At 67.8% G+C, this 9,306-nt stretch carries 9 protein-coding genes; 4 read left to right on the plus strand and 5 right to left on the minus strand.

The features are described from left to right. Positions 1 to 120 precede the first annotated feature (120 nt). Positions 121 to 720 carry a LysE/ArgO family amino acid transporter gene (locus ABZD10_RS10600; RefSeq protein WP_372886387.1) on the minus strand — a complete coding sequence of 200 codons (600 nt, stop codon included), beginning with the start codon at positions 718 to 720 and terminating at the stop codon, positions 121 to 123. An 87-nt stretch (positions 721 to 807) separates the two neighbouring features. Here ABZD10_RS10600 and ABZD10_RS10605 point away from each other — a divergent pair, with 87 nt between their 5' ends. Continuing rightward, positions 808 to 1,692: a LysR family transcriptional regulator ArgP gene (locus tag ABZD10_RS10605; protein ID WP_372886388.1), complete on the plus strand. Its 885-nt coding sequence runs from the start codon at positions 808 to 810 to the stop codon at positions 1,690 to 1,692. 76 nt (positions 1,693 to 1,768) lie between these two features. Here ABZD10_RS10605 and ABZD10_RS10610 read toward each other — a convergent pair whose 3' ends face one another. Continuing rightward, positions 1,769 to 2,509: a YebC/PmpR family DNA-binding transcriptional regulator gene (locus ABZD10_RS10610; protein ID WP_372886390.1), complete on the minus strand. Its 741-nt coding sequence runs from the start codon at positions 2,507 to 2,509 to the stop codon at positions 1,769 to 1,771. Between the two features lie 164 nt (positions 2,510 to 2,673). On the opposite strand from ABZD10_RS10610, the gene ABZD10_RS10615 reads away from it, so the two are divergent. Continuing rightward, positions 2,674 to 4,446, plus strand: coding sequence for an SLC13 family permease (locus ABZD10_RS10615; protein WP_372886391.1), 1,773 nt, complete (start codon positions 2,674 to 2,676; stop codon positions 4,444 to 4,446). Here ABZD10_RS10615 and ABZD10_RS10620 read toward each other — a convergent pair. The 3 genes from ABZD10_RS10620 to ABZD10_RS10630 all read right to left on the minus strand — a co-directional run bounded on the left by ABZD10_RS10620 (position 4,443) and on the right by ABZD10_RS10630 (position 7,939). Further along, positions 4,443 to 5,441 (minus strand): type I glyceraldehyde-3-phosphate dehydrogenase, encoded by a 999-nt coding sequence (locus ABZD10_RS10620; protein ID WP_372886392.1) that lies wholly within the window; start codon positions 5,439 to 5,441, stop codon positions 4,443 to 4,445. The genes ABZD10_RS10615 and ABZD10_RS10620 overlap by 4 nt on opposite strands. 148 nt (positions 5,442 to 5,589) lie before the next feature. After that, positions 5,590 to 6,261, minus strand: a complete 672-nt coding sequence (locus tag ABZD10_RS10625; RefSeq protein WP_372886394.1) for an SOS response-associated peptidase — start codon at positions 6,259 to 6,261, stop codon at positions 5,590 to 5,592. A gap of 106 nt (positions 6,262 to 6,367) precedes the next feature. Then, on the minus strand, positions 6,368 to 7,939 hold the full coding sequence (locus tag ABZD10_RS10630; protein ID WP_372886395.1) for a bifunctional UDP-sugar hydrolase/5'-nucleotidase: 1,572 nt from the start codon (positions 7,937 to 7,939) through the stop codon (positions 6,368 to 6,370). A 112-nt stretch (positions 7,940 to 8,051) separates the two neighbouring features. Between ABZD10_RS10630 and ABZD10_RS10635 the strand changes: the two genes are divergently transcribed. Both ABZD10_RS10635 and ABZD10_RS10640 read left to right on the plus strand, forming a co-directional pair. Next, entirely contained in the window at positions 8,052 to 8,393 is a 342-nt protein-coding gene (locus ABZD10_RS10635; protein ID WP_372886398.1) for a DUF952 domain-containing protein, read from the plus strand. Continuing rightward, a partial coding sequence (locus tag ABZD10_RS10640) for a quinone-dependent dihydroorotate dehydrogenase (RefSeq protein ID WP_372886396.1) occupies positions 8,390 to 9,306 on the plus strand: 917 nt, incomplete at its 3' end. The genes ABZD10_RS10635 and ABZD10_RS10640, both read left to right, overlap by 4 nt.

Consider the following 9,306-nt stretch of genomic DNA (forward strand, 5'->3'; position numbering starts at 1 on the left):
ATCCAGAAGATCCCGGCGACCGGGCGTGATGTCATCTCTTGAGCCATGGCGGCATTAACACCGCTGGGCCACGGCTTGTCGAGGAACAACGCATGTTAACCTGTTGTTCCGTCGCGACGCCTAGCCCCAGAGCAGTTTCGCGGCGATGGCCCACATGGTCAGCCCGACCACGAGATCCAGCCCCTGCCAGGCGCGGGCGCTGGTGAACATCGGGCGCAGCAGCCCGGCGCCGAAACCCAGTGTGAAGAAAAAGGTGAAGCTGGCCACCGCCGCCCCGAGACCGAAGGCCCATGCCGGATCATATTGCGACGACAGACCGCCAAGCAGCACCACGGTATCAAGATAGACATGCGGGTTGGCCCAAGTCAGCATCAGGCAGGTGGCCAGCGCCGCCCCGAAGCTGAGCGCCCCCTGCCCGCCTTCGCCCAGCGCCGCGCCGCCGCGCCATGCGGCGCGCAGGGCAAGGCCGCCATAGACCGTGAGAAAGGCCGCCCCGCCCCATTTGGCGAGGGTGACGGCTCCGGGCCAGGCCTCGACCACGCTGCCGAACCCAACCACACCGGCGGCGATCAGCAGCGTGTCCGAGACCGCGCAGGTCAGCACCAGCGGCAGCACGAACTGGCCGCGCAGCCCCTGACGCAGCACGAAGGCGTTCTGCGCGCCGATCGCCATGATCAGCGAAAACCCGAGGGCGAAACCTGCGAAAAGGGCCTGCTGCATCTGTCTTTCTCCTTGTGATGCGCCTTGCCTACAGGCCGCCCGTCCATTATCCAAATTAAAGTTTCTGTTCTTGCATTAGGTTTGCTGATGAACTTCGATCACGCGCAGCTGCAGGCGCTGGCGGCCATTCTGCGCTGTGGCAGCTTCGAGGCGGCCGCCGGCGAACTGGGGGTCACCCAATCGGCGGTTTCGCAACGGCTGAAAGCCCTTGAAGACCGGGTCGGCACCCGGCTGGTGCATCGCGGCCAGCCCTGCACCGGCACCGATGCCGGGCGGCGGATTGCGGCCCATGCGGCGCATGTCGGACTGCTGGAACAGAGCCTTGCCCGCGATCTCGGCGCCTCGGTCTCCGGGCGCGGCAGCACGGTGCGCATCGCGGTCAACGCCGACAGCCTGGCGACCTGGTTCCTGCCGGCGCTGGCCGGGGTGCCGGAGCTCCTGTTCGACCTGGTGGTCGACGATCAGGAATATTCGGCCGACTGGTTGCGGCGTGGAGAGGTGGCAGCCGCCGTCACCTCGCATGACCGGCCGGTCTCGGGCTGCGACTGCATCGCGCTGGGGGCGCTGCGCTATGTCGCCACCGCCAGCCCGGCCTATATGAAACGCCATTTCCCCGACGGGGTCTCCCCCGAGGCCGTGGCGCGGGCGCCGATGCTGCGCTTCGACCCCAAGGACTATCTGCAAAGCCGCTGGATGCAGAAACACCTGGGCTGCAAGCTGTCGCCGCCAAGCCATCGGCTGCCCTCGTCCCAGGGCTTTGTCGAAGCCTGTCTCCTGGGGCTTGGCTGGGGCATGAACCCCGAGATCCTGGCCCGCCCGCATATCGAGGCCGGGCGGCTGGTGACACTGCTTGAGGGCGCGGGGTACGAGACGCCGCTGTACTGGCAGCATTCGCGCCTGCTGGGCGACGCGCTGGCACCGCTGACGCGGGCGGTACGCCGACAGGCGCGCAGCGACCTGCCCGGCAACTGAAGGCCCGGAAACTGAGGGCCAGAAAACAACAGGGCGCCCCCCAAAGGACGCCCCTCTTACGGTTCGGCAGCCCGGCTCAGAGCTGGGCCATCACCTCGTCCGAGGCTTCGAAATTGGTGGTGACGCGCTGAATGTCGTCATCGTCCTCGAGCGCATCAACCAGCTTCATCAGCTTCTGCATGGCTTCGAGGTCCATTTCGGTGGTGGTGGTCGGCTTCCACACCAGCTTGGTCGACTCCGATTCGCCAAGCTCGGCCTCGAGCGCATTGGCGACCTCGTTGAGATCGGTGTCGGCACACCAGATGATATGGCCTTCCTCGCTGCTTTCGACGTCTTCGGCGCCGGCCTCGATCGCCGCCATCATCACCGTGTCGGCATCGCCGACTTCAGCCGGATAGGTGACTTCGCCCTTGCGGTCGAACATGAAGCCGACCGAGCCGGTTTCACCGAGGTTGCCGCCGTTCTTGGTAAAGGTCGAGCGCACGGTCGAGGCGGTGCGGTTGCGGTTGTCGGTCATCGCCTCGACGATCACCGCCACGCCGTTGGGGCCGTAGCCTTCGTAGCGGATTTCCTCGTAATCATCGCCTTCGCCGGCCTGGGATTTCTTGATCGCGCGGTCGATCACGTCCTTGGGCACCGAGTTCGACTTGGCTTCCTTCACCGCAAGGCGCAGGCGCGGGTTCTTGTCGGGGTCAGGATCGCCCATCTTGGCGGCGACGGTGATTTCCTTGGAGAGCTTCGAAAACAGCTTCGAGCGGGCGGCGTCCTGACGTCCCTTGCGATGCTGGATGTTTGCCCATTTTGAATGGCCGGCCATGTGATTGCCTCCGATGATCCTGAACAGGTACAGATTTTGCCCGCTCTATAGGGCAGTCGGCGGGTCAAGAGCAAGGGCGCGGTTGCGATTGCCGCTGGGTCGCGATGCACCGCCGGGGGCAACCAGCCTCTTGCGGGGGCGCGGCGGTCCGCTACTCTGCGCCTATGACCCAGGAACAGATCATCCTCTTTTCGCTCTTCGGCGCCTTCTTTGTCCTGCTGCTCTGGGGCCGCTTTCGCTATGACCTGATCGCCTTTGCCGCGCTGCTGACCGGCGTGGTTCTGGGGGTCGTCGACAGCAAGGACGCCTTCAGCGGTTTTGGCCACCCGGCGACCATCGTGGTGGCGCTGGTGCTGGTGGTCTCGGCCGGGCTGACGCGGTCGGGGGCGGTGTTTCTCATCACCCGCACCCTGGTCGACAGCGCCCGCGGCCTCGGCAGCCATATCGCGCTGATGGGCGGGATCGGCGCGGTGCTGTCGGCCTTCATGAACAATGTCGCGGCGCTGGCCCTGCTGATGCCGGTCGACATCCAGACTGCGCGCAAGGCCGGGCGCTCACCGGCGCTGTCGCTGATGCCGCTGTCCTTTGCCACCATCCTCGGCGGCATGGCGACCCTGATCGGCACCCCGCCCAATATCATCATCGCCGCGATCCGGGGCGAGGCAGTGGGCACCCCCTATCGCATGTTCGATTTCGCCCCGGTCGGCGGCCTCACGGCCATCGCCGGGCTGATCTTCGTTGCCCTGATCGGCTGGCGGCTGATCCCGGCGCGCGAGGATGCCGGAAAAACGGTTTCGGATCTCGACAGTTTCCTCGCCGAGCTGACAGTGCCCGCCGAAAGCAAACTGATCGGGCTGCGGCTGGCGGAGATGCAGGGCGAGGCGGATGACGCCGACGTGGCGCTGATCGGGCTGATCCGCGACGGCAAGCGCCGCTATGGCGCGGCGCGCAACGTCACGATGCAGGAGGGCGACACGCTGATCCTCGAGGCGACGCCGGGGGCGCTGGACGAGTTCCGCAGCGCGCTCAACCTGAATTTCACCGACGCCCAGCGCGAAGAGCAGCTGAAGGCGGCCGGCGAAGGGCTGGACATGATCGAAGTGGTGGTGCCCCAGACCGCGCGCATCACCGGCAAGACCGCCGAGTCGGTGGGGCTGGCCTGGCGCCAGGGCTCGGTGCTGATGGGCATCAGCCGCCAGGGCCGCCGCATCACCAGCCAGATCCGCCGCACCGCGATCAAGCCCGGCGACATCCTGCTGGTGCTGGTGCCCAAGAACCGGGGCGCCGACGTCACCGACTGGCTGGGCTGCCTGCCGCTGGCCGACAAGGGCCATGTGGTCACCGACAACACCAAGGTCTGGCTGGCCATCGGCCTGTTCGTGGCGGCGGTTCTGGCGGCCTCGCTGGGGCTGATCTACCTGCCGGTGGCGCTGGGGCTGGTGGTGGTGGCCTATGTGCTGACCCGGATCGTGCCGCTGACCGAGCTTTACGATCACATCGAATGGCCGGTGGTGGTGCTGCTCGGGTCGATGATCCCGCTCGGTGCGGCGCTGGAGGGCGCCGGCGGCACGGCGCTGATTGCCAATGCGCTGGTCGGGCTGACCGCCGGCCTGCCGGCATGGGCGGTGCTGACGGTGCTGATGGTGGTGACCATGACGCTGTCGGACGTGCTCAATAACACCGCCACCACCATCGTCGCGGCCCCGGTCGGCATCCAGATGGCGGCCAGCCTCGGGGTGTCGCCCGACCCCTTCCTGATGGCGGTGGCGGTGGCGGCCTCATCGGCCTTCCTGACCCCGATCGGGCACAAGAACAACACCCTGATCCTCGGGCCCGGCGGCTATCATTTCGGCGACTACTGGCGCATCGGGCTGCCGCTCGAGATCCTGGTGGTGGCGGTCTCGGTGCCGGCGATCCTGCTGTTCTGGCCGCTCTAACGGCGGCCCATGAGCCGCGCCATGTCGAGCATGCGGTTGGAAAAGCCCCATTCGTTGTCGTACCAGCCGAAGACCCGCAGCAACCCGCCGACCGAGACCGAGGTCTCGCGCAGCGACAGGATCAGCGATTCCGGGCGCGCCCGCAGATCGGTCGAGACCAGCGGCCGCTCGGTCCAGCCGAGAAGCGCGGCGGCGTCGGCCTCGGCCCGCAGCAGGCGGTTGACCCCGGCGACCGTGGTCTCCCGGTCGGTCTGGATGGTGAGGTCGATGGCCGAGACGCTGGCGGTCGGCACCCGGATCGCCCGCGCCAAGACCCGCCCGGCGAGATCGGGCAGCACCTTGTCGATCAGCCGCCCGGCGCTGGTGGTGGTGGGCACCATCGACAGCGCCGCCGCGCGCGAGCGCGCCAGATCGCCGCGCGGCTTGTCGACCGTCGGCTGGCTGCCGGTATAGCAGTGCACGGTGGTCATATGGCCGCTGATCAGCCCGTATTGCGCGTCGAGAAGCTTCAGCAGCGGCGCCAGCGCATTGGTGGTGCAGGACGCATTGGAGACGATGCGGTGATCGCCGAGCAGCTCCTCGTTGGCGCCCATCACCAGGGTGATGTCGGCCTCGTCCGAGGGGCCCGAGATCAGCACCGCCCCGGCCCCGGCCTGAAGGCCGCGTTCGGCCATCGCCCTTGTGCCGGCCATGCCGGTGCATTCCAGCACCACGTCGACGGTGCCGAGGTCAAGCTGGCGCAGATCGGAGACGCCATGGAAGGGCACCGCCCGCCCGTCGACGATCAGGCTGTGGTCGCCGGTCGTCACCCGGCCGGGATAGGCACCGAAGACGCTGTCGTATTCGAACAGATAGGCGCAGGTCTCGAGCGGTTCGATGTCGTTGATGCCGACGATCTCGATCTGGTCGTGGGCGCCGCGGGCGAGAATGCGCAGCAGGGTGCGGCCGATGCGGCCAAAACCGTTGAGAAAGATGCGAATCCTGCGCTGCGCCATGCGGGCCTCCTGTCCTGGCAGCGTATTCAGCGCGTTTGGCCGCAAAAGGCCAGCCTCTTTTCGTGATGTCGCCCATCAAGGGGCCTTGCCCCTCGGGCGGCAGGCCGCCCTCACCCCAGGATATTTGCGGCAAGAGAAATGAGGGCATTCAGCCGGCGGGCAGCGGCGGGTCGGGTTCAATCAGCCCGGGGCCGGTGGCGCGGCTGGAATTCACCGCCTGCCCGACCCGGTACATGTCAAGGAGATCCTCGGGGGCGGGGCGCATCAGCCGCGCCGCGCCATGGCCGGCCTCGCCGAGCCACAGCGGCCAGTCGCCCGGCGCCAGCACCAGCGGCATGCGGTGATGGATCTCGGACATCCTGCGGTTGGCTTTGGTGGTGACGATGGCGCAGGTGTCCTGCCGCAGGTCGCCGCCCTGCCAGCCCTGCCAGAGGCCGGCCAGCGCCAGCGGCGCCCCGGCGCTGATGTACCAGGGCAGGCGCCGGCCCTCGGCGTCTTTGGTCCATTCGAAGAAGCCGCTGACCGGGATCAGGCAGCGGCGGCTGCGGCAGGCGTCGCGGAAGGCCGGTTTCTCGGCCAGGGTCTCGGCGCGGGCATTGATCAGCAGCGGCCCGGCTCCGGGGCTGTCATACCAATGCGGCAGGAAGCCCCAGCGCATCGCCACCAGCCGGCGCCCCCCGGCAGAGTGGCGCACCACGTGGATGCGCGTCGTCGGGCAGACGTTGTAGTTGGGCACCTCGGGCAGATCGTTGGCCGGCGCCGCGGCAAAGAGCTGCGCCATGGCGTCGCTGGGCAGGGTGATGGCAAATCTTCCGCACATCGCGTCAGCCTATCCGTGCCGGGGCCCGGCGGCAATTGCCACGCCCGTCGCCGGGAGGGGCACGGCAACAGGGCGCCGGGGCAACCGGGCGGCGGGGCGACGGGGATCACCGGCGGGTGATCCGCCCGTCGGTATAGGGCCTGTAGGGCGCATGCGCGGCCAGGTATTCGGCCGTGACATCGGCCAGGTCGGGACCGTAGTCATAGGCCCGGGCGGCGTCGCGGAACATGGCGTAGCCGTCACCGCCGCCGCGCAGGTAGTTGTTGGAGACCAGCATGTAGGTCTTTTGCGGGTCCAGCGCCACCCAGGCGCCATCCTCGTTCACCATGACCTCGCGGATGCGGCCCTGGTTCGGGGCTTTCGCGGCATCCCAGGTGAACCTCAGCCCCGCCACCTGGGGAAAGCGGCCCTTGACCTCTTCGACCTGGCTGACGCCGTTTTCAAGCGCCGCGATCACCACCCGGCCGGGAACCTCGAAGGTCGAGAGCGTGTTCTGGAACGGCAGCACGGTCAGCACCTCGCCCCTGGTCACCTCGCCGGCGTCGATCGAGGCCCGCAGACCGCCGGCATTGGTGATGGCGATGGTCACACCCTGATCCGCCACCCGGTCGAGCATGGCGTCGGCGACCAGGTTGCCCATGGCGCATTCCTGCAGCCGGCAGACATCGCGGCTGCCGTCGATCGTCGCCGCCGCCGAGGCCACGACTTGGCGGCGGATCTTTTCCAGCGGAAGTGCCAGTTCACCGATGCGCGCCTTGGTGCCCGAATCCTCGCTCACCGCAGCATCCATGAGGATCGGCTCGCCCACCGCCGCGACGATCTCGCCGGCATCGTCGAAGGTCACCTTCAGCTCGCCGAGGAACTTGCCATAGGCATAGGCCTGCACGATGGCGGTGTTGCCGACCATGGTCGGATAGGGCCCCCTGGCGCGATCCGAGACATTCGACAGATAGCTGTTGTCATGACCGCCGACGATGACGTCCACGCCGGTGGTATTGGCCGCGACATGCTGATCGACGCCATAGCCGGAATGGCTGAGCAGGATGATCTTGTCGATGCCTTCGGCGGTCAGCCTGTCGACCTCGGCCTGGACCGCGGCCACGGGATCGGAAAAGCTGACATTGGGCCCCGGGCTGGCCAGTTCATCGGTATCCTGCGGCGTCAGGCCGATCAGGCCGATCCGCGCGCCGCCCCTTTCGATGACCGCCGATTTCCTCACCCGGCCCGCCAGCAGCGGCTCGGCGCTGACATCGGCATTGGACATCAGTACCGGGAAAGTCACCGCCTCCATGAAGCCGCGCAGCACTTCGGGGCCGTCGTCGAATTCGTGATTGCCGACGGTCATGCCGTCATAGCCCATGCGGTTCATCATCTCGGCCGCGACCCGGCCCTTGTAATAGGTGTAGAACAGCGTGCCCTGAAACTGGTCGCCGCCATCCACCAGGATCACGTTCCCGGCGCGCGCCCGGGCCTCGGCGACGGCGGTCACCAGACGGGCCGAACCGCCGAAACACTCGCCGTCAAGATTGCTTTGGGCGCTGCAACCGGAATCATATTTGCTGATCGGTTCGAACCGGGCGTGGAAATCATTGGTATGCAGAATGGTCAGATTGAACTCTGCCGCCGCCACGCTGCCCAGAGCCGCCATCGCCAGCCCGCTCAGAAACGCTCGTAACATGTCATTGCCCCCCGCTTTGCATGTGTCACCGGCGCATGGTGCCCCCGACAGGGCCCGCCTGTCAAAGCTTCTGCGGCTTGACCTCGGGGGCGTTGCGATGCACATCGGTGCCATGCTGATTTACAAGATCTTCCGGGCCGAGGAATGGGCCCTGCTGCGCGCCGCGGGCGAGACCGCCGGGGCACCGGTCGATGTCGCCGACGGCTATGTGCATTTCTCCACCGCCGCGCAGGTGGCCGAGACCGCCGCCAAGCATTTCCGCGGCGAAAGCGATCTGTTCCTGCTGGGGCTGGAGGCCGACGGCCTTGGCGACAAGCTGGTCTGGGAAGCCTCGCGCGGCGGCGCCCTGTTCCCGCATCTTTACCGGCCGCTGCGGCTCGATGACGTGGCCTGGGCGCAGCCGCTGCCGCTCGAGGGCGGGCAACACCGGTTCCCGGCCGGGGTGCTGTCATGAAGCTGATCGAGAGCCTCGGCCTGCGCGCCATGCACATGATCGACCCCGAGACCGCCCATGGGCTGGCGATCCGGGCCCTGCAAGCGGGGCTTGCCGCCGCCCCCGGACCCCTCAGCTCGCCGCGCCTGCGAACCCGCCTTGCCGGGATCGACCTGCCCAACCCGGTGGGGCTGGCGGCCGGTTTCGACAAGAACGCCACCGCCCTCGACGGGCTGGCACGGGCCGGTTTCGGCTTTTTCGAGGTCGGCGCCGCCACCCCGCGCCCGCAGCCCGGCAACCCCAGGCCGCGGTTGTTCAGGCTGAGCGAGGACCGCGCCGCGATAAACCGCTTCGGCTTCAACAATGACGGTATGGAGGCGATCGCCGGGCGGCTGGCCAATCGGCCCGAGGGCGCGGTGATCGGGCTCAACCTCGGCGCCAACAAGGACAGCGCCGACCGCGCTTCGGATTTCGCGCGGGTGCTGGAACGCTGCGGCGACCACCTTGATTTCGCCACTGTCAACGTGTCCTCCCCCAACACGGAAAAGCTGCGCGACCTTCAGGGCAAGGCGGCGCTGTCGGCCCTCTTGGCCGGGGTCATGGCGACCCGCGATGGGCTGGCCAGACCGATCCCGGTGTTTCTCAAGATCGCCCCGGACCTGAGTGACGCAGAGCTGGCAGAGATCGCCGAAGTGGCGCTGGAAACCGGGCTTGACGCGGTCATCACCACCAACACCACGCTGGATCGCACCGGGCTGGCCTCACGCCACCGGGACGAGGCGGGCGGGCTTTCGGGCGCGCCGCTGTTCGACCGCTCGACCCGGGTGCTGGCGCGGATGTCGGCGCTGCTGCAAGACCGGGTGCCGCTGATCGGGGTCGGCGGCATCGCCAGCGCCGAGGCGGCCTATGCCAAGATCTGCGCCGGGGCCTCGGC

Source organism: Shimia sp. (genome assembly GCF_041624275.1).
In the GTDB taxonomy this organism is placed as follows: domain Bacteria; phylum Pseudomonadota; class Alphaproteobacteria; order Rhodobacterales; family Rhodobacteraceae; genus Shimia.

Bases quoted from the DNA above. Each gene is read 5' to 3' on its own strand.
- ABZD10_RS10600 (WP_372886387.1), bottom strand. From the start codon at position 720: ATGCAGCAGGCCCTTTTCGCAGGTTTCGCCCTCGGGTTTTCGCTGATC.
- ABZD10_RS10605 (WP_372886388.1), top strand. From the start codon at position 808: ATGAACTTCGATCACGCGCAGCTGCAGGCGCTGGCGGCCATTCTGCGC.
- ABZD10_RS10610 (WP_372886390.1), bottom strand. From the start codon at position 2,509: ATGGCCGGCCATTCAAAATGGGCAAACATCCAGCATCGCAAGGGACGT.
- ABZD10_RS10615 (WP_372886391.1), top strand. From the start codon at position 2,674: ATGACCCAGGAACAGATCATCCTCTTTTCGCTCTTCGGCGCCTTCTTT.
- ABZD10_RS10620 (WP_372886392.1), bottom strand. From the start codon at position 5,441: ATGGCGCAGCGCAGGATTCGCATCTTTCTCAACGGTTTTGGCCGCATC.
- ABZD10_RS10625 (WP_372886394.1), bottom strand. From the start codon at position 6,261: ATGTGCGGAAGATTTGCCATCACCCTGCCCAGCGACGCCATGGCGCAG.
- ABZD10_RS10630 (WP_372886395.1), bottom strand. From the start codon at position 7,939: ATGTTACGAGCGTTTCTGAGCGGGCTGGCGATGGCGGCTCTGGGCAGC.
- ABZD10_RS10635 (WP_372886398.1), top strand. From the start codon at position 8,052: ATGCTGATTTACAAGATCTTCCGGGCCGAGGAATGGGCCCTGCTGCGC.